We start from the raw sequence: 23,349 nt of genomic DNA on the forward strand, positions 1-23,349 counted from the left end.
GTTAATCTACGGTAAAACACCGGCAAAAACATTGCTTTCAGCCATTTTATATCACTATATCACGGTTGCAAGGAAGTATTCTCTTTCGTATTTTTCAGGTCTTTGCTACTAAAAAAAATTCTCCGCTTGCTGGTAGAAGGTCGTCGGTTCTGTTCTTAAAGTATTTTTCCGTCATATCTTTTGTGGAGATTGTCTGTATTTCTTTTAAACCTACTTTTTCAGCGAGTTTTACAGTTTCTTCAACCGAAAAAAAACTTACAAAAGGAGTACCTGAAGCTGCCGCTCCTTTTATCGACATTTCCATTAATGGCTTGTCCTCTTCATCAAGTAATTCCAATGGCAGATAAAAGGCCATTGCAATAGTAGAACCAGGTGCAAGCAAAGTCATTTTTTTCAGTGTGTCGGTAATCGCTTCTTTGGTAAGATAAAGCGTAACACCGATACAAGACACAAAAGCCCTCTGTTTAACATTAAAACCTTTATTTAATAGCTCATCCCACCAAGATGAGATTTCAAAATCGACAGGTACAAAGTGGAGATTGCCGGGGATTTTATAGCCGTTTTCAATCAGCTTTTCTTCTTTCCACGTTAATGTGTCGGGTTGGTCAATTTCATAAATATCAACTTGCGAACTGATTTCCGTATTTCGTTGGGCAAAACTATCCAATCCTGCACCAAGTAAAACGTATTGTTTTATGCCTTTTGCGATTTGCTCTTTAGCTATATCTTCAATAAAACGTGAACGGGCTACGATAGAAGCCCGCAGCCGCTTGGTATATTTCATGTCAGGCCGTTCCTGCCAATCATCATCAGGTGCAATTAACTTGAATCCTATTTCATCTTCAAATATATGAGGTTTTGCATCTGTCTGAACGTGTAACGCTCTCCATAATGCGGTTCTTACTGCGGTATTATCCGGCTTTATGACTTTATCTATTCCCATTTCCTTATTTTATAATTAATATCAAACGTAATTACAATGAAGCTATTTTTTAGCATGTAATCCAATCATATTCCCCTCTGTATCTTCTATTAAAGCAATAGAACCAAAATCCCCCACGTTCAACTTTCGACGAATAACTTTTCCGCCGGCAGCTTCAACACGGTTTAATGCTGTATTGATTTCTTCGGTTGCAAAATAAATTAAAACACCGCCAATACCGGGTTTTGCTTCATCCATTCTAACAAGCGCACCGCCAATCTCTTGCTTGTTTTCACTGCTTTCAAAAATGGCATACCTCATTCGGCTGTGTCTTTCGTTGTTCACTGTCGTTTCATTAAATCCGCAGTCAAATACTGTTGTGTAAAATTTCTTTGCCCTGTCAAAATCGGATGTATAAATTTCAAACCAATCAATTGCTCTTTTCATTTTAAACTGTTTTTGATTAATTCAACAAAGTTAAAGTCCCCCGTTTTTTGAAAATTGGATAAAACCGACAGTACTAAAACTTCAATTCCGGAAAATTGGGCAATTGTTCGTTTGCATTAAGAAGAAATGACTTTGGAGTCGTGCCTGTAAAATATTTAAAATCTCTGATAAAATGAGATTGGTCAAAATAATTCTCTAAATAGGCTATTTCCGTAAGAGCATTAAAGTTAGCCGTTCTTAGCGTTTTTAAAGCTGACTGAAAGCGACAGATTCTTGAATACAACTTTGGGGAAATGCCTATATATGATTTAAACAGACGTTCCAACGAGCGTTCTGATATTCTCAAATCGGCTTGCACCTGTTTTAATTCCTGACCTTTTTGAAACTGGTTTAACGCAAATTTTACTTTATCATTTTCACCTTTACAGTCTGTTGTTTGTTGTAAGAAAAAATGTTCTAAAACCGCTATTTTTTGTTCTAATGTTTGTGTATTTAGAAGTTGGTCATTTATAGTGGTTTTAACTAAATCATTGATGTCAGTGTGTCGTTGCGTTAATTCAATTGCTTCTATTCTGAAAACAGATCTTAAAGCTGCGGGTTGGAAACTGACCCCAATATTTCGAAAACTACCCGTTGCCGTAAGCTGTGAGTACTGAGTAGCTTGCCCAAATAAGAAAGATTGGGGTAATGTTTGCTTGTCTTTATCGTAAAAGACCGTGGGATTTTCCTGAAAAATCATACCGGGTACGCCCTCGGGAATTATTTTGAATTTTCCAATAAAAGCAGTGCTCGTATTTTCCATTATAAAGAAAAAACGAATATGCTTTCGGAGGGGTGGTACAGGCTGTATTATTTTGATATCCATCCTGAGGTTTTCTAACAAATTTAGCAAAATTAAGCACAATCATCCCAACCCTTCAGTGTTTATATAGATACAATTTCCAATTGATTCTCTTGTTCGGGAATTTGAAAGCCATCTATATATTTGTTTAGGATGAAATCTGTAATCGGAAAAGCGGCATTTGCCTCAAAAGTTTTATTTCTAATTTTCAGTCTGTTTTTTATTGCCGAAATAGGAGGGTTCATATAAACAAGAAACCACTTTCCGTGGTTTGTTTCCACTATCCGCTTAAACTCGTTACGCTTTTCCTTTTGCCAAAAGCTAAAGTCTACTACTATATTCCGTTTGGATTTTAGAAGTTCCAAAAACTGAATAAACAGTGCCTTTTCTGCTAAAGCTGATAGTTTATCATACTCTTCTTCAGCATAATCTATTCCGAACTGACCATAGTTATTCCATATTTCTTCATCGACCGATAGCCTATGAAAACCATAACATTCTAACTGTTTTGCGAATGTGGTTTTTCCGGATCCTGACAGTCCACACATGAGAACGACTTTGGGCATATGCTCACAGTTTAGAATTAAGTCGAACACTTCATTTTCTGTATATACCATATTATAATGGTCTTTTTTTTGTAAATTTCTCGTTAAACCCATAACAAGTTTTAGATTTCATTTTTTACTTAATCTCTCAGCTTGTTATCAGCCTATATTATTCATAACACTATTTTTAACTGCGTAGCAACGTAGGGCGAAGCCTTAAAGTAGTACTGTTGTTTTTTGAATATACTTTTTATCGTTCTTTCAGTCATTTGAGATGGTCTCCAAGCGTTAACTCCTGCCGTGACATTTAAGAATATATTGTCGCCAATTTTTACCTCTGGACGAACGCCTCCTATTATATAAGCATGCGAGAAAATCTTATCTTTTCCATCTTGTTCTAAAAGAGCTGTTTGTCCATTCATCTCCCCGATTACATTTAATCGGAAGCTGTTATTCAGGTCATATCGGAAACACATTTCCAAGCCGTCCAAAACATTGATTTCAACATTATATTTCCTTTCCATTTTCCAATTGAGATAAAGTGCTGGAAATAACATCGGATATCCAAAGGAGTTATTGATAGCAGCTCCCACCCCTAAGTCCAAGTTTGACCTTAAATGATATATGAATACTGTTCCGATATTACCAAGTGTATTTTTAAATCTCATTTGGGAAAACTCCGTACTCGGCATGTATGTGCCTCCACCTATACTTGCCATAATTGACCATTTATCGTTCAAAGGACGTAAATGATTTAGATTCAAGCCAACATTCATCATTCTATCCGTTACTATAGGTTCGTCAAAATTACGATTGTGTAGTCGCGCCTGTGCAAATCTTCCGCTTATAGACCATATTATAGGACGATTCTTTTCATTTAGCTTGACCGACAGAGGAATGTGTACATCCGCTTGATAAATTACAGCAGAACCTTTTGCATCTCCCACTTTTTGATAGGTTTTACCGTCGGTCTTCCTATAGCTTGATTCTCCTAAATACTCTGTTTTGACTTGTATCTGTATTTGAGCAGCTATATCATAACACGTGAATGTCAGGAAAAATAGAATAATAAATTTCATTACCAAACTTCCACCGATTAACTGTATTTACATAAAGCAAGCGCCTTACCCGCTTGTGTTTTGATTTTTTTTGAAACAAATTTTCTTAAGGTTTCCGTGTCCTTAGTGCAATCCATAACTTGCATGTTTTCAATAAGGTCTGCCTCCCAAAGAATTTGAAAATCTTTTCCATTTATTTTTTCAGGCGTATGATGGTTTCCAACTATATAACATACTCTTTCAATTACGAATGGTTCATAATTATGTTCACTTAATATATTTCTTGCAATTGGGACTCCTTCCTGCTCTTGGAGATGCCCCTCCATTGATCCATATTTGCGTAATGCTTCCACAGAACCTATGTCGTGTAAAACAGCACTTAACTCTATAATACAACTGGTCTGACAGTCTACATTTTCCCCTTCCATAATCGTCCGTGTATTTGCTAACACCTTCATTGTGTGATCGACGCCATACGGTACAGTTCTGAAAATATTTTTCATCTCTTTGATCACTTGGTCTAATTTCTCTGATTTTTCTATGTCCTTATATTTCATATCACATTATTTTCTGCTAAGGTCTTAAGAATAGAAAAATCGGACAATGAACCTATGTTAAATAATCTAATCTCCTCGGTGGTTGAAAAACTTTTGGCTTACGTGTCAGAACAATCAGTGTTTAACAAATGCTGTAAATCGGGATCGTTTTTGATACGCTCCATTTCGCTTGCCACAATCTGCAAAACGTCAGCTTTAACCTGTCTGTAATTGGTTTCAATTACCTGTTTCATATTGTCGTTGCCGTGTTCATCGGTAAAGGATAATATCTGCGGTATCTTTTTGTGCGCTTTGGTTTCGGCAGAAACCTTTTCGTTATCCACCACGATTTCAGCATGGAAGATTTTCTGCTCGATACGCTCATCGAAGTTATCAGAAACAGACCCCACGAACATACCCTGTGTAAGCGTGGATATTTTGGATGCAGGTATAAGGCTGTCCATTTGTGTTGATATGGATGTGGATTTATCATTACGGTTAATGGTCATGCTTTGGCGTTTCTGCAACACCTTACCAAAACGCTCACTTAGGTTTTTAGCCGTTTCACCGACCACTTGACCAGAGAAAACATTACCAACGGTATTTTGGATGACCTTGCTTTCCTTATCGCCATAATCCCTTGTTAATTGTGAATAGTCTTGGAAGCCTAAGCATACTGCCACCTTATTGCTACGTGCCGTTGCGATAAGGTTATCCAGTCCTCGGAAATATATCGTAGGCAACTCGTCTATGATAACGGAACTTTTTAACCGTTCTTTCTTATTGATGAGTTTTATAATCCTCGAATTGTACAATCCCAAAGCGGAGGAATAGATGTTTTGACGGTCGGGGTTATTCCCGACACAAAGTATCTTCGGCTCTTGTGGGTTGTTGATGTCCAGTGAAAAATCATCCCCTGTCATGACCCAATAAAGCTGTGGCGAAATCATCCTTGACAATGGAATTTTCGCCGATGCTATCTGCCCCTGCAACTGGTCTTGCGCTCCGCCCTGCCAAGCATCCATAAAAGCTGATAGGTAGTTTTCCAGTTCGGGATATGAGGTCAGTATCGTAAAGACGTCTGCATATTTTTTATTCAGCAATTCAATAGCATGGGGAAACGTGCAATATTTTCCGTCTTCATAGATTTTCAGAAACCAAATGATGGAAGCAAGCAATATAATAGGACTTTCCACGAAAAAATCCCCTTGCTTCAAAATCCACGACCTGTTGAGGTTAAGCATGATGGTGTAAGAGGCTTCGTAAGCATCGGATATATCCGTCATAAAGGCAGGACTTAACGGGTTGCATCGGTGGCTTCGGCGTGGGTCGTCAAAATTGATAACATAAAATTTCGGCTTCACCTTATACTTATCGGAGTGTTTGAGCAAATGATTGTAGGCAATCGTGGAAAGGTCATCAAACTTGAAATCGTAGATATACATCGCAAACCCCTTTTCGATATGTTGCTTGATGTAGTTGTTTACGATGGCGTAGGATTTTCCGGAGCCGGGAGTACCAAGTACAATCGAAGCTCGAAAAGGGTTGACGATATTAATCCATCCATTGTTCCACTTGCCTTTGTAAAAAAACCGTGTGGGAAGATTGACCGAATATTCATTTTCTATCAGACGGGTTTCCTGCCCAAAACTCTCGTTTTCATTATTGAAAACATCGTCCATCAGATTGTTGCGAAGTAGTCGGCTCATCCATACCCCTGCCATGAGCAAGGCTATATATCCAAAGCCCGTTGTAAGGATATAAAGCGATGTGGCAATCCCATCCGAAAGCTTTAACAATGGCGTGTTCAGAAAGAACAGGACAAAGCCAATGGCTAAGGCGGTGTAAATCTTACCCCATGTTATCTTTTCATTCTTTACGCCCTTAGTACCGAGACAGCTTAACGCTAACAATACCAGTGCAAAAATCTTGGTGTTAAGGGTGTGTTCAAAAAGCCCTGCGGTACGGTTGAAATTGGTCAATATCTTACCGATAATTTCCAGTGTCCATCCCCGTTCGGCAAAGAACCCGTAACAGAACCAATAAAAGTGCATTAGTACCAAAAGAATACTTACGGCACGCATAAAAGCCATGATTTTGGCTAATCCTCTCAAATCGTCTTCTCCTTGCATAACAAAAAAAATTAGTGATGCAGGGAATTTAGAGGCTATTTAAAAGCACTTATACAAAGGGGTGTCGGATGGCTTTTGGTGGCGGTATTTGGTAGGTATGGAAAAAGACAAAGATGCCGTTTACAATGGAATGTGAACAACATCTTTGTTTATGATTTCTTAAAAATAAAACTTACCCTCTGCCTTAAAACCTTTAGGTTTTTCGAGGGGTAAATTTTCCAATTCTTCTTTTTCTCCTCTTCTTGTGTAGTTTCTCAAAATTGCTTCCTTGTCCTTGCCCATCAGATATTTCCCCGTTCTTCTCTCGAACCATCCGCTTACAACTGCTCCCACGAATTTTTTATAATGGGCTTTGTCCGCCAGTGGAGTTGAGCTATTAAAACTTTCACGAGCATTGCCACTAAGTTTGGCTTGTGGATGCAACTCGTGATTATATTTCCACCAGACTGATATTTCCAATTCATCGTAACTAATACTTCTCCAAATTATTACGGATGGGTAACCAAGTAAATCAACGAAAGTATGTCCATCTTCATTATCCGTAGGTGAATGCTCCAGTGAGATAAGACCTTTATCGAGTAAGATATTTATCCCCGCAACAAGTAAATTTCTATAAGGATTCACCTTTTTTTGATTGGTTGCAGGCTTGGTTTGATTTGCATCTTTATTGGCATTAAGAAAGTGTTTCCAATTCTTAAAACCTGCATTTATAGATGCTTTTTCCAATGCTCGAACATAACTGATATTTTCTTGCTTTTTGATTTTTTTGGCTTGACGTTTAATGAAATCGCCTGTATGCCCATTTACTTTATTATTCATCTTTCTACAATTTCTCGTCTGAAAAATGTCACTCATCTACCATATTCCGAAACGAGATAGTTGTTTCGATGATAATAATATATTTAAGAGGTACGGTGCTGATACAGCTTTGCTATGATGAGTGGCACGCTTCCGTCTAAAGCATAGAACAAATTTAAGCAAATATGGGATAACTTTTTAATGTGCTTAAAGAATAATTGAATTTAAGTAACTGCTGAAACTAAACCACAAAGACCAAGATGTTAATCCTGGTCTTTGATGGTTAGAAAAAGCTATTGTTGTTTCCCATACATTTTTCGTTTCTTCATTTGGTGTTCTACATACCAGTTGTTGAAAATATATTTGGATTCAGCTAAAAAAAGAAAAAACTTTTGGTTTTGCATTGTACTGCGCTTTAGAAAAAGATATGTGTAGTATTATTTTATTATCTTTGCATTTAGGAATAACTAAGTAGAAATATCTTTTATCGATATAAAAATCTGGAAATTCCTATTGCGTTCTTTGGTATGATTCATTTGAAAGATATTCTTGTGGTTGTCGCTGACAGATGGTTGAATAATAAAAATTTAAAATGTATGGATACAATAAAATCAATTTTAATTAACCTTTCATTAGGTTCCATAATGACTCTTTTAGGAAATCTACTTGTAATCGTGAGTTTCGGTATCGGAGGTGAGTTGCCCGAAACAATCTATTAGAATGAATATATCGAATGTACAATTTAGGAAGCTCGGTTCGATACCGAGGCTCACCGCATTAAAGGAGCTTATTTAAAGCTCCTTTTTATTTTAGTCTTTTGCGTTTCTTCTTTTTCTTCATACGGTTGGCAAATTCCTGTTCCTCGTAGTCTTCGCCCTGTGCCTCCGGCAGTAGCCCACCCAATCCGTCTATCAACAAATCATCGGTTGGCTGTTCTTTATTCAGAAAGTCAAAAAGTGCATGGGCTTCCTCTTTCTCTACGGTGTTGCCCGTGGTCGAGGACTGATTTTGTGCGGATGTTTTTTCGGCTTCTTGGCGTTGCCCGATTGCCTGTTCGTTCCACCAATCATTAAAGACATTAGCCGAAAGGTTTTTGCCCAAAGCCGAACCGTTCCAAACGGTACGGCTTTCGTGGTCGATAAAAGTTATACCGTATATACGCCCCTCATCGTTTCGCCGTACCACGGTATTGATGCCCTGCTCCAATAACTGCTTTTTAAAATCGGCTTCGTTTGTAGCGGTGTGCATAGCCACTTCAATGGTGCTTTTGAGTACGGCTCTTACAGGGTCGGATTTCATTTTCTCCTTAGCATTTGCGAATTGGTTTTGCAGTTCGTCCAGTCCTGCCTGCTTGCCGAAAAGGGATGCTTTAAAAGGATTGCTCACTTTTTCTCCCTGCTCGTTCAGTGCAAAATAGACAAGCCCGTTTTTGGGCTGTCCGTGCAATTCCCCTTTGACTTTCTCGGTGGTAATATTGAACAGCGAAAGCAAAGCATTGTATTCGCCCAAAGTCTGATATTGATAATAGTTCGGCAGGTGTCGGACTACCGAAGCGATTTGGCTCTTAACGTCTCCGATTCTGTAATCCACCGGACGGAATACCTGCTCATTTCCCGTGCGCTGTTTCTCCGTGGCAGGTATCAGATTGTACGCTTGTTCCAAATCCCGACAGATTGCCATTGAACGTGGATGGTCGTAGCTGTCCGGCAGTTTCTTCCCGTCCAAACCCACACAGACCGTTACGATATGGATATGGGTACGTTCAATATCGGTATGCTTGAAAACGATATAGGGTTGCTTGCCATACCCCATGCGCTCCATATACTCCTGCGCCATTTCCACGAACTGCCCATCGCTGACCCTATCCGCAGGATCAGGGTTCAGCGATATGTGGCGCACTGGCTTTTCTGTTCTGATATTTGCGGACAGATACGGTTCAAAACACTGGTGCAGGTAGCTTGTCGAATAGGTATTATCCAATGTTTCGGGTATTCTATTCAGTAACAAAACCTGCCCGTTTTCACTGTCAATCTTCTTTTGGTTATAGGAGATAGTCCCGTATAAATTCTCACCCTTTCCAATTTTTGCTATCATCTCTTTCCTTTTTGATTATATTAAATATCACGAATTTTCCTCTTTGATAAAAAAAGCTTATTATTGTAATAATAATCGTATAATCATGACCAGAATTTTTACCTTTTTTATCGTTGTTTTATTGTTTTCCTCTATTACCAGTTGTAAAAAGTCAGATGACACTTCCCCTGCATTAAATCTGAGTGGGACTGAATGGCAGATGTCTAATGAGGAATTTGGTGTCAATCTTCGTTTTATGAACGATAGTGTCTGTGCTATTACTATAGGTGCTACTGATGGTAGATTAGGAGTAAATTATTCTGAATACACCTACAAAAGAGCTTTTGGGATAGATTTAATGATATTAAACCACTCTACTGTAGAATATACTGTTAATTTTTTGGATAGCCATAATCTCCAATTGAGCCGTTCGGTTGAAAATAAAAGTGTAGACCCCATCGTTTTGGAAAAGCTTAAATAATAAAAATTATCCTAAAGACTTCTTTTTTCGCTATCATCCTATCCGTGTTTTTGCAGGTGTTCTTTTTCAAATTCCTGTGTTAGTTCAATCACTTTCCGGCACAAGTCCGCCATTTCTGCCGTCTGCTTTTCCAGTTTAAAGAGGTAAGCCGATGCCTTTTTCTCCGAGAAATTGCGGTAAAGTATCTTCACGATTTGGTTGTAGTTCACGCCAACCGCTCTAAACTGGCTGTAAAAATTGGTGAGCCTCGTATGAAAATCGACTGCATCCATATCAATTTTTACGGTCTTGATTGGCTTCTGAAAGATGCAGGCTGTAATGAAATGTGCCAATATTTTCATTCCCGATTGCTCGAACAACGTGAGGAATTTCGCATTTTCTTCGTCTGTAAGACGAAATACATAACGGTGGATGCATGGGTCTGCTTTAGGCTTGCGCCCACCTTTGTTTGTTCGGTTTCTGCTGTTGTCTTCCATATCTAAATCCATTAATAACCGAGCTTCAGCGAGCTCAACTTTAGTTAATTAAAATAAACCCCGACTTCGGAGGGTGTTTACCAAGCCCCCTGCAAGGGCAAGTGGTTTTGAGGCACGAAACGGGTTTCGAGTGCCTCAAAACATAACTTGCTCTGTTCGGGTGAACAGAAAATCCGCCCTACGGGTCGGATTGGGAAAAGCGGAAAAAAACGGCTTTATGCCGTTCCGCCCATAGTTTTCTTTCTCCAATGATTTCTCCATTTACCCTTTGCATTTAAGCCCTTACAAAGTAAGGGTAGCTTTTTCAAAGCATTGACCTATCCGTCACGACCAAACATTGCCAACAAATGCCCCTAACTACCGCATTAAAAGAGTGCATCGGAATAACCTGCTTATTTGCGCTATCAGTCACGCAAGCTTGTTTGCAGGCATCCGCTCCCGATTGCAGTTAGGAAAGCCGGAGCGCAGGATTGCAGGAACACCGGAACGCATGACGGCATTCCATACGGCAGGCAGGAACAACGGACAGCACGAAAGCTATCCCGTAGCCATTCCATCGGGCGGGATGACAGGCAAGCCATCGGTCTTGCCTGCATGAAAGCCCGAATGACGGCACAGCTGACTGAACGAATGACGGCACAGCTGACTGAACGGATGACGGCAAGCCCGACAGACGGAATTGTATCAAGACTGCCGGACAGTGTGCAGGGATGACAGCCCTGCTCCATGCAGGACGGCAGGCAGTCCACGGAAACAGAAACTTAAAAATAGAATAGAAATGGAAGCAACAAACAGGACAAAATTCATTGCTTTTTCAAGCCAAAAAGGGGGCGTTGGAAAAAGTACGTTTACAACGGTTACGGCAAGCATACTCCATTACCAAATGGGGTATAATGTAGCCGTCTTTGACTGTGACTATCCACAGCACAGCATCTGCCAAATGAGGGAACGGGATTTGAAAGCGGTCATGCAAAACGAGGTGCTGAAAAAACTGGCGCACCGCCAATTCTCCACCATCAATAAGAAAGCCTATCCGGTACTGCAAAGTAAGGCTGATAATGCACTAACGGATGCGGAAGCATTCATACAGTCCTCGACCGTTCCCGTGGATATGGTTTTCTTTGACCTGACCGGAACGGTGAACACTACGGGCTTGCTCAACACACTGGCAGGAATGCACCACATCTTTTCGCCCATCACGGCAGACCGTGTGGTCATGGAAAGCACGTTGAGCTTTACCGATGTGCTGACCAATGTGCTTATGAAACACGGGCAGACCTCCATCGAAACCATACGGCTGTTTTGGAACATGGTCGATGGCAGGGAAAAATCCCAACTGTACGAAATCTACGGCAACGTCATTAAGGAAGTCGGACTGCAAGCAATGGAAACACGCATTGCCGATAGCAAACGCTTCCGCAAGGAAAGCGAGGCAACGGCAAAGACCGTCTTCCGCTCTACGCTATTGCCACCCGACAAAAGATTGCTGAAAGCCTCCGGCTTGGATTTGTTCATCAGTGAGTTTTTAAGAACCATTAACCTGTAACTGCTATGGACAACGAAAACAAGAAAAAGCCGAATGCGCCGATTGACGAGGCATATCTCATGTCGATTATGGCAGGCGAAACAAAGAAGCCTCAACAGGCGGTAACACCCCAAGAGCCAATGGCAGAACCGCCAAAGGAAACACCCACGGAAAAGCCCGTAACCAAAGAGCGAACACGGCAAAAGAGGGCTTCCGATATGGGCTATGGCGAGCGGTTTCTCAACAGCCATACCATGACACGCCGAGGCGATAAGAGCATCTACATCCGGCAAGAATACCACGAACGGCTTTCCCGTATCGTGCAGGTCATCGGCGAGGATAAGATACCCTTGTATGCCTATTTGGACAATATTCTCGAACATCATTTTGAACAGTTTGAAAAAGCCATCATCGATGATTTCAACGATAAGTTTAAACCCATTTTTTAAAGTATTCGATTATGAACAAGAGACAGCAAAAACAACCGGAAAAGGTATTGCGCAAAGCGCATTACAAATTGGCATTTTTAAGACCGACCGGAGTTGTCGCAAGGTGCGGAAAATCGGTCTACATAAGCCCCGATTTCCATAAGAAATTATCCCGTATCGTCTTTCTGCTCGGAGAGGGAGAAATTACGCTTACCGATTACCTGCACAGTGTACTGAAACACCACTTTGAGGAGTTCGGAGACGAAATAAAGATTATCTACGCCGACAAGCAAAAGCCAATCTTATAGCTATGGAAACATTGATTGTAATATGCCTTATCATCGTCATCATCCTTTTGCTGAAAGATAAGGTGGTCATCAATAAGACCGTCCGCAGGGAGATAAAGCCGGAAAAGAAAAGTTCAGACCTGCCGGATATTATTGGGCTTCCCAAGCCTGTGGAACGCCACACCTTGCCACCGAATGCCACAAAGAGACAATCGGGCGAACGTGACGGGATAGCTGATAATTTTGGTACAGAAACCTACGGGATAGGTGTTGGATTGGAAAATCCGCAGATTGAGGGAGAGCCGGATGAAATTTTCGGGAGTATGTCCGATTTTGAAAATGAGGAAGACGAATGGGATGTGTACGGGTTTGAGGACAGCGACAATGAGTTTGCCACAGGGGTTACCTTTGATGAACTGACAACCGTGGGGGCATGGTTGGAGCAAGATACGCTCGAACCTGCCCTGCAAAAAAAAGCGGTGGATATAGTTCAGCGATTACAGGGAACTGAATTGTTAAGCCTGCTCGAAAACTCAATGGATGGGGCTTCGCGGAAGATTGCAGAGCTGTTGGACAAGAGCCTCTCCGCCGGAACGGATTTCAGTTCTCCCGATTTGCGGAAAAGTGATTTAGAGGATTTCGACATCGAGGAGTTTGTGTAAGCAAACTCTGTTTATTTATTCTTCTTAATCTTAATTTTCAAAACAGGTCATCATCTTCCGGCTCATTATTTATATTTTGCCATTCGTCCGTTAACGCTTTCCAATCGACATTTCTTTCTCTTTGCATAGTCCATACATCCCAAAAGTCAGGGTCATTAGATTTAGGTCGATGTTCTGGTTTTAGCTCGTTCATTTCCACTAAAATGGGGATAGGCGATGCCCAACCCAATAGTATTGCTTTTCTTGTTGGTAATATTGGAAGTTCTTGTAGTAATCCTCCAATATTATCAGGCACAAGTCTTCTAACAAGCTCTTGGTCTCTATCATTTACTATACGATGTAAAAGAAATGTATTGCATTGAGAAAGCACTGTTGCTGAAAGTTCTGATGGACGTTGAGAAGATAACGTCAAGCTTAATCCAAATTTTCTACCTTCTTTTGCAATCTTTTCAAAAGCTTCAGTACATAACTGAGATGTGCTAATCTCATCGGAACTATCATTGTATCTCTTAATAAAATTGTGTGCTTCTTCCATTACAATGACAGTAGGCAATAACTCATTATGCATCCTCCTATACCGTTGCAACGCTTCAAAAACCAATCTGGAAATTACAGAAACAACTAAATGTGAAATATCAGAGGGTACTAAAGACAGGTCGATTATCGAAATGCCATTTATCGTATTACCTAACCAATTATCCAAAGTAATATCTTCTTTATCAACAATGATTTTATTCATTCTTGTATCAGAAAGCATTGAACGCATTCTCATTATTAAGAAATCAACAAACTGCATAACTCCTGCCTCCTGTGACAATCGTTCAACGTGGTCAGCAATGGATGTCACGTCAAAAGGCATAGGTGTATCTTCATTGGGGCCAACATATACAGCTACGCCACCAAAGTTTTCTAATAGACTGTTTATCCCTTGTAAGCAACTCTCTACATCAGTTCGTGTAAACGCAACGTAATACTCAATAACCTGGCCTCCTTTTTCAAAAGATTTGAATTTTGAAGAGGCTATGCCATTTATTATTTGTGACAGGTCTCTAAAATGTTGTTTTATATCCTCTCCTTCAGCAGTATTCTCAAAAAGCGCTGCATCTTCAATAAGACTTTTTAACTTATTGCCGAAAGCAGTAGCACTGTCTTTATAATTAGCACTATTTGATAAATCCACTCTTAAAGAAGCATAGCAGCTTGAAAAATGGCTTCTAACTTTAGTCTCAAAAGAAGAAATGCCATCTACTTCTCCTGAACGTAGTTCTCGCAATGCTCTTCTAAGAATAGGTCTTTGAGTACGCCCACTTGCATTTGAAAAAGAACTCCATTCATAGCTATTCCAAAGCCAAGCTGGAACTTTCAATTCTTTAAATGTTTTCTTTTCTTCGTCCGTTAATTCGACTTTAAATTTCTTTATATCACAATTAAGATCATCAAACGCATTAGTATATTCACCGTTAGGGTCTAATACTATGAACCTATTGTTGAGCTTAGTTTCCGGCTCTGTCTTTCCTTCTGCAATTCTTGCTTGTAATGTTCTATCAGCCTCCTCCAAAGACCACCTAATAACGCCAGCCACACTACAAGATTTACCACTTCCTGTATTGCCAAGTATCGCAATGTGCCTGCCAAATAACTTATCTGGGTTAATTGTTACATCAGCGTTAGCAGCTATTGGGGCAGTACCAATCTTTACTACTGAATTAGGTTCTTTATTTTCTACAATTGATTTCAATTGTGCGTCTGTTGGCAAAATAACAGTATCTCCGATAGAAGGAAAACTATAAACGCCTCTTGCTAATACGTACCTCTTTTCACTTATTTTTCCCACCTGCTTTAATGTACCCATTGGAGTAATTGACATTTTCCTTAATGGAAACGGCAGGTCTATCAAGTCAAAATCTTTATACCCTTTTCTTTTAGGGTACTGACTATTTTCTACGCCTATCCAACTGATTAGTCCAACTAATGATCCTACTTCATTTGGAATAAGAACAAAGCCGTTTATTCTTGGAAACAAAGTGGGTGTACCTGTATTTAGGGCTGTATTCTGAGGAGCTGCTGTATCAAGCAACACTCTTATATCACCTGGAGAGACATAATCAACTGTACCAATGGTAAGATTACGCAAGTGGTCGAAATCATATCGGTATAATTCACTCATAATTCTTCGTTTTGTTGATTGTCATTATTAGCTGCAACGTTATGACCTTCACCTCGACTATCTTTCAGCTTTTGCATTTTTACCGTTAATCTGTCAATGGCGGATTTAGGTAAATAGTATTCAACCAAGTTGTTTAAATCCCCAAAGTGGCTTCCGATTAATAAAGTACATTGTGCTGCATTTTTGTTCTCTAAAAATTTAATGATGCGGTCTCTTGCCGCTCCATAATTGATATGCTCACCCTCTTTGGCATAATTTATATCCCAAGCAATAATCACCAAGTGAGTTGACGGGATAGTTAGCATATCTTCAATTACCCGGTTTATATGACTATCTCCAAAACCATAACCGTAGGTTATAATTACCGAATTAGGTTGGCAAATAGCTGACGAAAAATCTCTAAACAATTCAGCGTAAGGATAAAAAGCTGTTTCAATATCTTTTGATGAGTTTGGATATATTACAACCTTCTCACTTACTTCTTGCGGAACTTCAGGGTGGTCTGATTTTGCGCCGAATGGTAAAAGTGAACGTATTATTTTTTTGTCTTGGAATTTCCAATCAATTGATCCATGAAGTTTGGTAATCCTTGCCACACCTTCAACATAGCGTGGTTCACCTCTAATTCCGGGCGGATTATAATGGTAATCAAGTTCAAGCCTTGTATTTCTGAAAACAGGTTGGATCTTGCCTTTAAATCTGTCAAGTAACAAAACACCTGTCGCATCAGCTGCTAACTCAATAAACCTATCATAATTGGTAGTAAAAATATTCAGCCTTTCTCTGGAAGCTGCTCTGCTTGTGAAGCTTAAAATAAAGCTTTTCAATAAATTGAAAGCTTCAATTGCTTTTGCATCATCTTTACCCAATTTATCGTTAAACTGCTGTTCAGCATCTAATATAGCCTCAATAAACTTTAGTAACTTCGCATCTAATTCTTTTTTTAGAGGTTTGGCTCTTGCATCATCTAAAAGATATAAGCCGTTTATTAGTTCTAAAGCAATACGAATATCATCTTCAATATTCGCTTCTCCTCGCTCCATTTTTCCCGCGGCTTCGTCAGCTTTACTTTTAACTTGCTCTCCTAAGTCATCCTCTAAGGTAAGCCTGTCCATACCTTGTGCTTTTACATCAGCAACAAAAGATACAGCACTTGTAAGACCTGCGCCAACAAGTAATGAAAGATGTTCACTTTGAAATATCGCAGATAGCCAAGGTTCTACTTCTTTTTTCAAATTATCAGGCTCAATCGTATCAATATCTGATGTTGAAATAGTAGTCGTATTGGTTTTTAAAATGTGAGCATCATTCCAATCAATTTTAAAAAGGCTCATAATAATATGTTTTATAATTTTTAACCAGTTATATATAGTATTTGAAAGCCAATGGTGGTGCTTGGATATCGGTACTCGCAGTAAGTATCTCGCCTATTTTATCCGCAAAACGTAATGTTACTGGAATTCCATCGGCATAAATACAGGCATTATAATTTAGCTTTGTCAAAGCCATTATATCTTTCAAAACCTGTTCAATATCAGCATTCCCTTTATTGATTTCTATAAAAATTGGATTAGGGACTTCTAAGGATAATGTTGTTTGAGTTTTAGGAACGTAACCAATAGTCCAAAGAAATGCAGACCTTTCATTTACAACAAATGCATTTCCCCTCATTATCGGATAAGCACCCTCTTCTTTGAATAATTTTATTTGTGGACGTGTATCAATGGAAATTCCTACAAGGTTTGTTCCTTCAGGAACAACCTCTTTAAAAGCATCCCATTCCTCTTTGTTGAATTTGGTTTTAGAATGGATAAATATTTCTTTGGGATTTTCTCCCATTTGTTCTTGGTAAGATTTTATCGCTTGCGATAAAAGTGCTTTCGCTTCTTTGGGCTTTAGATGAAATTCTCCCTTTTTAGGATTATACCAAGGTCCAACAGCACCTTTAAAAACCGTTCCGTCTCCACTATCTAAAAACATTTGAGCTGCACAACAGGCGTTTTTAATGTTCTTATCCCTTTCCAATTGTTTATAGACTAAGCCTAAATAACATACCCCTTCACGAATATCAGAAAGCTTCCAGGGTTTACCTCCTGCTTTATAATAAGCTGCTGTTGAAACCGTCCACGCAAGATGTCCTTCTATTTTTTTGAAATTGCGTAGAGGTTGCCCGAATTTATTTGTAAAACTTTCCCAAGCCAATGTACTTTCTCTTAAAATTTGTGTGGTAATCATATGAGGAAGCAACCTTGCTTTTAGTTGGTCGTGAAATTGAGCATCGTATTTATAGGGCTCTGCGGCAACATTATCTTCATCAAAAAGTGATGGTGTAGAAATAAATTTCTTTGCCTGACTTTTCTTTAACGTTGATTTTCTTTGCAATAAGTCTTTGGGTAATATAGAATTGGGTCTGCAATATTGAAATATTACGTCTGGCACCATGACAAACCAAACATCTATTTTATCCTCGTCATTTTTTACAGCTTGAAGAATTTTATTTATAAATAGGTTTACCACTTCATACGTTCTTGTATGATTATTATCTAATGAAATTGCTTCGTTTATTTCTTCATCTGTAACCTCTTTGAATGAAATATTATTTGCTTCCCATTTGCAATTGAAAACTGCTTCAAATCCAGGAAAGAATGGGCGGGTAATATTGTTTGAATTATAAACAGGCTTTTGAATTTTATCAATGTAATTCTTAAAGATTTCTAAACCTCGTTTTGTTCCAATTACACCGCTTCTAATACCATAAATCTTAGGTTGTTCCAATGGGCCAAATAATGCTAATCCATCACGCACGTCTTCGCAACTTTGATTAAATGCGAATTTCATTTTAGGTTCTTCTATGTATAAAAGGTTGCTCATTGGTTTTCTACTGGTTTTTCTTCAAGTTCTTCATTTTCTACACTATCCAAGTAAGTCATATCAGAAAGCTCTACTTCTTCATCTAATAATTCCTTTTCCGGTATAACATAGCTTTTATTACTTAAAAATTCTTTGGGACTTGCTGATATGATAATCTTTTCTTCACTTCCCACATCGAAGGAAAAAGTATTTTCATTCCCAGACAGATAAGAAACAAAGGCTTGCATTTTGTTTTTCCAATCATCATTATACCAGCCCTTTCCTTGTTTTCTTCTCGCACTATGCTGAATTGAGGCTTTATCAATTAAAGTTTCCCCATCAGTGGTGAAATAAATATGCGAATTGAAAACCAATACAGGGAAAGGATATAGCTTTGTGTAGGATGATAACCCGTAGTGCCAATGTTTATCTTTCTGTTTACCTACCAAGAGAACTTTATTGTGCTTATCCTTGTCAAGTGTTCCTTTTTTAAACCAATATCCAATCTTGTTTGACATTTGATAGGGTTCTATATTTCTTTCCGCAAAAAATTTGTCAATAGCCAGATTACAAAGTCTTACAATTGCACGCCTCGCATCATTATTGGAAATAAAATCGTCTTCATAACCTTCCTCCAAAATTTTTTGGGTAGATATTCTTATTGTTCTCTGGGGGCTATACGTTTCCGTTTTAGGCAAATGATGCATAAAATCATACTCATAAGCAAACGTACAAACATAGTTTTTATAAGGTATTGCAGGAAATGTAAGCTGGTTCAGGTCATAGTTCTTAGGCATCAGTCTGTCGTAGAAATGAAACCTTAATTCTTCCGGAAATTCAATGATTGGAAACCAATTAGAGGTATATATTTCTTCTTTTTCAACCGGAACTAAATTCTGCAAAAATATTTGTTCGTATAAACTATTGGCTTTTTCAGCGTCAGTTTTAGCAGGACTGATGCCTTTGTCTTCGAGAAACTTTATTATATCTTGTAATCCAACTGCCCAAGACTTTTTAAAATCAATTGCATTCAACCTTACAACATCAATGTTGATATCATCATAAGAGAGGTCATTATCAATCATTAACGGAACCACAAAAGTGGCATCATTCAATGTTTTCTGTGTTTTTTGAGCAACTGTAATTTCCTTCAATACTCCCTCTCTGCTATTGGAAATAGCAGACATTACAACAAAAAATTGAATTGTGTTATCTCTAATCTCTGTCTCAATGGTCTTCCAGAAATCCACTCCTTTGTCTAAGTAGAATACATCACACCAAACGTCATATCCTAATGTAATCAGCTTTAATGCTAACCACTTAGTAAAGTCGTTGTCATTTGGTGTTGCGTGACTAATAAAAATCTTATTTCTCATCAATATCCCCGTGATAATTTATAATGTATTTAACTACTTAATTCTTTTAGCACAATCTTCAATGCCTGTTTTCCAAGTTCTTCATCCTCTATGAGTGTTCTTATCTTATCCGATAGCCACAAAACCAACAATTTATCTAATGGCACGTTCATAAATTCAGCAAGGTTTTCTAAATGCTTTCTCGGCAATAATCTTTCTTCATTTTCTACCTTACTAATAAAAGCATTATCTAACTCCAAAGCTGCCCCAACTTCTCTAAGGAATAAACCCTTACTTTCTCTCAATTCTTTGATATATTTCCCAAATGCCATTTTGATTTTTTACGACTTGTCTTAAAAGTTCAAATTTAAGAATTTTCTGCTAATAATCAAGTGATTAAATTACTATAAAAAGCCATTCACCGCCAACTAATTCCACGGATTTCCACTTTCCCGTACCGCTTCGATTTCCATAAGACTTTTGTTGCGAAAGCCCGCAGGAGACGGGAAAGTAGTAACAAATTAATTCAGTTAAATCATGGAAAAACAAAACAAAAAAGTGTTGCTGACAGGCGTTGCGTTACTGTCGGCATTTGGTGTGTTCGCACAGGGCAACGGCTCGGCAGGCATCCAAGAGGCTACGCAGATGGTAACGAGTTATTTCGACCCTGCAACGCAGTTGATCTATGCCATCGGAGCGGTGGTCGGGCTAATCGGAGGCGTTAAGGTGTACAACAAATTTAGTAGCGGAGACCCCGATACAAGCAAGACGGCGGCGTCGTGGTTTGGGGCTTGTATCTTCTTAATCGTAGCGGCTACCATTCTCCGCTCATTCTTCCTTTAACCTGGCGTACTATGAGCAATTACAATATCAATAAAGGTATCGGCAGAACGGTCGAGTTCAAAGGGCTGAAAGCACAGTACCTGTTCATCTTCGCAGGTGGTCTGCTCGGTGTGCTTATCCTCGTCATGATTATGTACATGGCAGGTGTAAACTCTTACATCTGCCTGTTTGTCGGGGCAGGCGGAGCATCGCTCATCGTATGGCAAACATTCGCATTGAACGGTAAATACGGCGAACACGGACTAATGAAAGTCGGGGCAAAGAAAAGGCATCCGAAATACATCATCTGTCGCAGAGCCGTACACCGCTATTTAAAATTCACTTCTAAATCCAGTCATTTATGAGAAATACAGGAAAAGCCACAACGTTGGAGAGCAAGTTTCCATTACTGGCGGTGGAACACAACTGCATCATATCAAAGGATGCGGACATCACGGCTTGCTTTCGGGTACATCTGCCGGAACTGTTCACGGTAGCATCGGCAGAATACGATGCCATTCATTCGGCATGGCACAAGGCTATCAAGACTTTGCCGGATTACACCATTGTACACAAACAGGACTGGTATATCAAGGAAAATTATGCGCCGGATATGGCACAGGAAGACCAGAGTTTTCTTGCAAAATCCTATCAACAGCATTTCAACGAACGTCCTTTTTTAAACCATTACTGTTACCTGTTCCTAACCAAGACGACAAAGGAAAGGATGCGGATGCAGAGCAACTTTAGTTCGCTTTGCAAAGGTGTCCTTATCCCGAAAGAAATTAGGGATAAAGAAACCGTGCGCAGGTTTATGGAAGCGGTCGCACAGTTTGAGCGCATTATCAATGATAGCGGTTTTGTGAAACTGGAACGCTTGACCGAGGATGACATTATCGGAACAAGCGACAGACAGGGATTGCTCGAACAGTACCTTACCCTGTCAAGGGAAGCCGGAACGCCTATGCAGGATATAGCTTTGGGCAGTGAGGATATGCGTATCGGAAACAAAAGGCTGTGCCTGCACACACTATCCGATACGGACGATTTGCCCAACACGGTATCGTCCAATTCGAGGTATGAAAAACTGTCCACGGACAGGAGCGATTGCCCGCTATCCTTTGCTTCTCCGGTCGGTCTGCTCCTTAGTTGTAACCATATCTATAACCAGTACCTGTTTTTGGATAACAGCGATGAGAACCTGCGCAAGTTTGAAAAGTCAGCCCGTAATATGCACTCACTGGCGAGGTATAGCCGAGCCAATCAGATTAACAAAGAATGGATTGAAAGGTATCTGAACGAAGCGCACAGCTTCGGGCTGTCCTCTATCCGTGCGCATTTCAATGTGATGGCGTGGTCGGATGACCGGAACGAACTCAAACAGCTAAAGAACGATACGGGCAGTGCGCTCGCTTTGATGGAATGCAAGCCGAGGCATAATACGGTGGATGTTGCCACACTGTATTGGGCAGGCATGGCAGGTAATGCAGGTGACTTTCCGGCAGAGGAAAGTTTTTACACGTTCATCGAACCTGCATTGTGCTTCTTCACAGGGGAAACCAATTACCAAAGTTCGGTATCACCATTCGGTATCAAGATGGCGGACAGGCTCACGGGCAAACCCATCCATTTGGACATTTCCGACCTGCCTATGAAAAAAGGCATTATCACGAACCGCAACAAATTTATTTTGGGGCCATCGGGAAGTGGTAAGTCTTTTTTCACCAATCACATGGTACGTCAATACTACGAACAGGGCGCACACGTCCTGCTCGTGGACACCGGAAATTCCTATCAAGGATTGTGCGAGTTGATTAAGGGAAAGACCAGAGGCGAAGACGGTGTGTACTTCACCTATACCGAGGATAACCCCATTGCATTTAACCCGTTTTATACAGACGATGGTGTATTTGACATCGAGAAAAGGGAAAGTATCAAAACACTCATCCTTACGCTATGGAAGCGTGACGATGAACCGCCGACCCGTTCGGAGGAAGTGGCGTTGTCCAATGCCGTGAGCGGTTACATCGACCGTATCAAGCAAAGTGATGAATATCCCTCTTTCAACGGATTTTATGAGTATGTACGGGGTGATTACAAAAGGGTACTCGAAGAAAAACAGGTAAGGGAAAAAGACTTTGACCTCGCAGGCTTCCTCAATGTATTAGAGCCGTACTATCGGGGCGGTGAATACGATTACCTGCTCAACTCGGACAAGCAACTCGACCTGCTTTCCAAACGCTTTATCGTGTTTGAAATTGATGCGATAAAAGACCACAAAATCCTTTTTCCCATAGTGACCATCATCATTATGGAGGTCTTCATCAACAAGATGCGCAGGCTCAAAGGTGTGCGTAAAATGATACTCATTGAGGAAGCGTGGAAAGCCATCGCCAAAGAGGGCATGGCGGAGTACATCAAGTACCTATTTAAGACGGTGCGGAAATTCTTTGGTGAGGCAATCGTGGTCACGCAGGAGGTGGACGACATTATCCAATCACCCGTGGTCAAGGAAAGTATCATCAATAACTCCGACTGCAAAATCCTCTTAGACCAACGCAAGTACATGAACAAGTTTGACGACATCCAAGCTATGCTCGGACTGACGGAAAAGGAAAAGGCGCAAATCCTTTCCATCAATCAGAACAACGACCCGTCAAGACTTTACAAAGAGGTGTGGATTGGGCTTGGCGGTACGCACTCCGCCGTGTATGCGACAGAGGTATCGCTCGAAGAATACTTAGCCTATACGACCGAAGAAACCGAAAAGATGGAAGTCATGCAACTGGCTTCCGAACTGAACGGCAATGTGGAACTGGCAATCAAGCGCATTGCCCAACAGAGACGTGAAAGTACAAATAGTTATTAATCATTTAAAAAAATCAGAACAATGAAACCTGTACCGTGCAACGGTACAAGCTTCATTGCCTTTAAAAAACAAATT

The 23,349-nt window shown here is 39.9% G+C and carries 23 protein-coding genes; 8 read left to right on the top strand and 15 right to left on the bottom strand.

Annotated elements, in window-relative coordinates:
- Nucleotides 1-94 precede the first annotated feature (94 nt).
- The 9 genes from PEDSA_RS08275 to mobB form a co-directional block, all read right to left on the bottom strand.
- Nucleotides 95-943: a class I SAM-dependent methyltransferase gene (locus PEDSA_RS08275; protein WP_013632703.1), complete on the bottom strand. Its 849-nt coding sequence runs from the start codon at nucleotides 941-943 to the stop codon at nucleotides 95-97.
- Between the two features lie 42 nt (nucleotides 944-985).
- The gene (locus PEDSA_RS08280) at nucleotides 986-1,369 is read right to left on the bottom strand and encodes a VOC family protein (RefSeq protein WP_013632704.1); all 384 of its coding nucleotides are present in this window, start codon (nucleotides 1,367-1,369) and stop codon (nucleotides 986-988) included.
- 73 nt (nucleotides 1,370-1,442) lie between these two features.
- Nucleotides 1,443-2,171 (bottom strand): helix-turn-helix transcriptional regulator, encoded by a 729-nt coding sequence (locus PEDSA_RS08285; RefSeq protein ID WP_169311982.1) that lies wholly within the window; start codon nucleotides 2,169-2,171, stop codon nucleotides 1,443-1,445.
- Nucleotides 2,172-2,293: 122 nt separating this feature from the next.
- Nucleotides 2,294-2,869 (bottom strand): AAA family ATPase, encoded by a 576-nt coding sequence (locus PEDSA_RS08290; RefSeq protein WP_013632706.1) that lies wholly within the window; start codon nucleotides 2,867-2,869, stop codon nucleotides 2,294-2,296.
- 59 nt (nucleotides 2,870-2,928) lie between these two features.
- On the bottom strand, nucleotides 2,929-3,834 hold the full coding sequence (locus tag PEDSA_RS08295) for a DUF6268 family outer membrane beta-barrel protein (protein WP_013632707.1): 906 nt from the start codon (nucleotides 3,832-3,834) through the stop codon (nucleotides 2,929-2,931).
- A 17-nt stretch (nucleotides 3,835-3,851) separates the two neighbouring features.
- Nucleotides 3,852-4,370, bottom strand: a complete 519-nt coding sequence (locus PEDSA_RS08300) for an HD domain-containing protein (RefSeq protein WP_013632708.1) — start codon at nucleotides 4,368-4,370, stop codon at nucleotides 3,852-3,854.
- 98 nt (nucleotides 4,371-4,468) lie between these two features.
- Entirely contained in the window at nucleotides 4,469-6,481 is a 2,013-nt protein-coding gene (gene mobC, locus PEDSA_RS08305) for a conjugal transfer protein MobC (RefSeq protein WP_013632709.1), read from the bottom strand.
- Between the two features lie 159 nt (nucleotides 6,482-6,640).
- The gene (locus PEDSA_RS08310) at nucleotides 6,641-7,300 is read right to left on the bottom strand and encodes a hypothetical protein (RefSeq protein ID WP_013632710.1); all 660 of its coding nucleotides are present in this window, start codon (nucleotides 7,298-7,300) and stop codon (nucleotides 6,641-6,643) included.
- Nucleotides 7,301-8,083: 783 nt separating this feature from the next.
- The gene (gene mobB, locus PEDSA_RS08320; protein WP_013632712.1) at nucleotides 8,084-9,373 is read right to left on the bottom strand and encodes a conjugal transfer protein MobB; all 1,290 of its coding nucleotides are present in this window, start codon (nucleotides 9,371-9,373) and stop codon (nucleotides 8,084-8,086) included.
- A gap of 85 nt (nucleotides 9,374-9,458) precedes the next feature.
- Between mobB and PEDSA_RS08325 the strand changes: the two genes are divergently transcribed.
- A complete protein-coding gene (locus PEDSA_RS08325; RefSeq protein ID WP_013632713.1) occupies nucleotides 9,459-9,833 on the top strand; it encodes a hypothetical protein in 375 nt (124 codons plus the stop codon).
- Between the two features lie 38 nt (nucleotides 9,834-9,871).
- Here PEDSA_RS08325 and mobA read toward each other — a convergent pair whose 3' ends face one another.
- Nucleotides 9,872-10,309: a conjugal transfer protein MobA gene (gene mobA / locus PEDSA_RS08330; RefSeq protein ID WP_013632714.1), complete on the bottom strand. Its 438-nt coding sequence runs from the start codon at nucleotides 10,307-10,309 to the stop codon at nucleotides 9,872-9,874.
- 778 nt (nucleotides 10,310-11,087) lie between these two features.
- Here mobA and PEDSA_RS08340 point away from each other — a divergent pair.
- Genes PEDSA_RS08340 through PEDSA_RS08355 form a run of 4 tightly spaced genes read left to right on the top strand, consistent with a single transcriptional unit; the run spans nucleotide 11,088 to nucleotide 13,211 of the window.
- Nucleotides 11,088-11,855: a ParA family protein gene (locus tag PEDSA_RS08340; RefSeq protein ID WP_013632715.1), complete on the top strand. Its 768-nt coding sequence runs from the start codon at nucleotides 11,088-11,090 to the stop codon at nucleotides 11,853-11,855.
- A gap of 5 nt (nucleotides 11,856-11,860) precedes the next feature.
- A complete protein-coding gene (locus PEDSA_RS08345) occupies nucleotides 11,861-12,283 on the top strand; it encodes a DUF3408 domain-containing protein (protein WP_013632716.1) in 423 nt (140 codons plus the stop codon).
- Between the two features lie 11 nt (nucleotides 12,284-12,294).
- Nucleotides 12,295-12,570, top strand: a complete 276-nt coding sequence (locus PEDSA_RS08350; RefSeq protein ID WP_013632717.1) for a DUF3408 domain-containing protein — start codon at nucleotides 12,295-12,297, stop codon at nucleotides 12,568-12,570.
- A 2-nt stretch (nucleotides 12,571-12,572) separates the two neighbouring features.
- Complete coding sequence (locus PEDSA_RS08355) at nucleotides 12,573-13,211, top strand: hypothetical protein (RefSeq protein ID WP_013632718.1); 639 nt, start codon at nucleotides 12,573-12,575, stop codon at nucleotides 13,209-13,211.
- Nucleotides 13,212-13,248: 37 nt separating this feature from the next.
- Here the strand turns inward: PEDSA_RS08355 and PEDSA_RS08360 are convergent, their stop codons facing one another.
- The 5 genes from PEDSA_RS08360 to PEDSA_RS08380 are packed head-to-tail and all read right to left on the bottom strand — an operon-like array spanning nucleotide 13,249 to nucleotide 19,915.
- A complete protein-coding gene (locus PEDSA_RS08360; RefSeq protein ID WP_013632719.1) occupies nucleotides 13,249-15,378 on the bottom strand; it encodes an ATP-binding protein in 2,130 nt (709 codons plus the stop codon).
- Nucleotides 15,375-16,712, bottom strand: a complete 1,338-nt coding sequence (locus PEDSA_RS08365) for an SIR2 family protein (RefSeq protein WP_013632720.1) — start codon at nucleotides 16,710-16,712, stop codon at nucleotides 15,375-15,377. Before PEDSA_RS08365 ends, PEDSA_RS08360 begins: the two co-directional genes overlap by 4 nt.
- 28 nt (nucleotides 16,713-16,740) lie before the next feature.
- Nucleotides 16,741-18,249, bottom strand: coding sequence for an argonaute/piwi family protein (locus tag PEDSA_RS08370; protein WP_013632721.1), 1,509 nt, complete (start codon nucleotides 18,247-18,249; stop codon nucleotides 16,741-16,743).
- Nucleotides 18,246-19,604, bottom strand: a complete 1,359-nt coding sequence (locus tag PEDSA_RS08375; protein WP_013632722.1) for a toll/interleukin-1 receptor domain-containing protein — start codon at nucleotides 19,602-19,604, stop codon at nucleotides 18,246-18,248. Before PEDSA_RS08375 ends, PEDSA_RS08370 begins: the two co-directional genes overlap by 4 nt.
- 29 nt (nucleotides 19,605-19,633) lie before the next feature.
- Entirely contained in the window at nucleotides 19,634-19,915 is a 282-nt protein-coding gene (locus tag PEDSA_RS08380) for a helix-turn-helix domain-containing protein (RefSeq protein ID WP_013632723.1), read from the bottom strand.
- A gap of 205 nt (nucleotides 19,916-20,120) precedes the next feature.
- Between PEDSA_RS08380 and PEDSA_RS08385 the strand changes: the two genes are divergently transcribed.
- From PEDSA_RS08385 to PEDSA_RS08395, 3 genes are read left to right on the top strand one after another with little or no spacing between them, the layout of a single operon-like run.
- The gene (locus PEDSA_RS08385; RefSeq protein ID WP_013632724.1) at nucleotides 20,121-20,426 is read left to right on the top strand and encodes a DUF4134 domain-containing protein; all 306 of its coding nucleotides are present in this window, start codon (nucleotides 20,121-20,123) and stop codon (nucleotides 20,424-20,426) included.
- A gap of 11 nt (nucleotides 20,427-20,437) precedes the next feature.
- Nucleotides 20,438-20,770 (top strand): DUF4133 domain-containing protein, encoded by a 333-nt coding sequence (locus PEDSA_RS08390; protein WP_013632725.1) that lies wholly within the window; start codon nucleotides 20,438-20,440, stop codon nucleotides 20,768-20,770.
- A complete protein-coding gene (locus tag PEDSA_RS08395; protein WP_013632726.1) occupies nucleotides 20,767-23,274 on the top strand; it encodes a TraG family conjugative transposon ATPase in 2,508 nt (835 codons plus the stop codon). The genes PEDSA_RS08390 and PEDSA_RS08395 overlap by 4 nt, the downstream gene beginning before the upstream one ends.
- Nucleotides 23,275-23,349: the final 75 nt, after the last annotated feature.

It is taken from the genome of Pseudopedobacter saltans DSM 12145, assembly GCF_000190735.1.
GTDB lineage: Bacteria > Bacteroidota > Bacteroidia > Sphingobacteriales > Sphingobacteriaceae > Pseudopedobacter > Pseudopedobacter saltans.

Excerpts from the sequence above, each read along its gene's own strand:
- PEDSA_RS08310 (WP_013632710.1), bottom strand. The coding sequence starts at position 7,300 with ATGAATAATAAAGTAAATGGGCATACAGGCGATTTCATTAAACGTCAA.
- PEDSA_RS08375 (WP_013632722.1), bottom strand. The coding sequence starts at position 19,604 with ATGAGAAATAAGATTTTTATTAGTCACGCAACACCAAATGACAACGAC.
- PEDSA_RS08390 (WP_013632725.1), top strand. The coding sequence starts at position 20,438 with ATGAGCAATTACAATATCAATAAAGGTATCGGCAGAACGGTCGAGTTC.
- PEDSA_RS08290 (WP_013632706.1), bottom strand. The coding sequence starts at position 2,869 with ATGGGTTTAACGAGAAATTTACAAAAAAAAGACCATTATAATATGGTA.
- PEDSA_RS08325 (WP_013632713.1), top strand. The coding sequence starts at position 9,459 with ATGACCAGAATTTTTACCTTTTTTATCGTTGTTTTATTGTTTTCCTCT.
- mobC (WP_013632709.1), bottom strand. The coding sequence starts at position 6,481 with ATGCAAGGAGAAGACGATTTGAGAGGATTAGCCAAAATCATGGCTTTT.
- PEDSA_RS08340 (WP_013632715.1), top strand. The coding sequence starts at position 11,088 with ATGGAAGCAACAAACAGGACAAAATTCATTGCTTTTTCAAGCCAAAAA.
- mobA (WP_013632714.1), bottom strand. The coding sequence starts at position 10,309 with ATGGAAGACAACAGCAGAAACCGAACAAACAAAGGTGGGCGCAAGCCT.
- PEDSA_RS08345 (WP_013632716.1), top strand. The coding sequence starts at position 11,861 with ATGGACAACGAAAACAAGAAAAAGCCGAATGCGCCGATTGACGAGGCA.
- PEDSA_RS08355 (WP_013632718.1), top strand. The coding sequence starts at position 12,573 with ATGGAAACATTGATTGTAATATGCCTTATCATCGTCATCATCCTTTTG.
- PEDSA_RS08365 (WP_013632720.1), bottom strand. The coding sequence starts at position 16,712 with ATGAGCCTTTTTAAAATTGATTGGAATGATGCTCACATTTTAAAAACC.
- PEDSA_RS08385 (WP_013632724.1), top strand. The coding sequence starts at position 20,121 with ATGGAAAAACAAAACAAAAAAGTGTTGCTGACAGGCGTTGCGTTACTG.
- PEDSA_RS08395 (WP_013632726.1), top strand. The coding sequence starts at position 20,767 with ATGAGAAATACAGGAAAAGCCACAACGTTGGAGAGCAAGTTTCCATTA.
- PEDSA_RS08275 (WP_013632703.1), bottom strand. The coding sequence starts at position 943 with ATGGGAATAGATAAAGTCATAAAGCCGGATAATACCGCAGTAAGAACC.
- mobB (WP_013632712.1), bottom strand. The coding sequence starts at position 9,373 with ATGATAGCAAAAATTGGAAAGGGTGAGAATTTATACGGGACTATCTCC.
- PEDSA_RS08300 (WP_013632708.1), bottom strand. The coding sequence starts at position 4,370 with ATGAAATATAAGGACATAGAAAAATCAGAGAAATTAGACCAAGTGATC.
- PEDSA_RS08295 (WP_013632707.1), bottom strand. The coding sequence starts at position 3,834 with ATGAAATTTATTATTCTATTTTTCCTGACATTCACGTGTTATGATATA.
- PEDSA_RS08360 (WP_013632719.1), bottom strand. The coding sequence starts at position 15,378 with ATGAGTGAATTATACCGATATGATTTCGACCACTTGCGTAATCTTACC.
- PEDSA_RS08370 (WP_013632721.1), bottom strand. The coding sequence starts at position 18,249 with ATGAGCAACCTTTTATACATAGAAGAACCTAAAATGAAATTCGCATTT.
- PEDSA_RS08350 (WP_013632717.1), top strand. The coding sequence starts at position 12,295 with ATGAACAAGAGACAGCAAAAACAACCGGAAAAGGTATTGCGCAAAGCG.
- PEDSA_RS08280 (WP_013632704.1), bottom strand. The coding sequence starts at position 1,369 with ATGAAAAGAGCAATTGATTGGTTTGAAATTTATACATCCGATTTTGAC.
- PEDSA_RS08285 (WP_169311982.1), bottom strand. The coding sequence starts at position 2,171 with ATGGAAAATACGAGCACTGCTTTTATTGGAAAATTCAAAATAATTCCC.
- PEDSA_RS08380 (WP_013632723.1), bottom strand. The coding sequence starts at position 19,915 with ATGGCATTTGGGAAATATATCAAAGAATTGAGAGAAAGTAAGGGTTTA.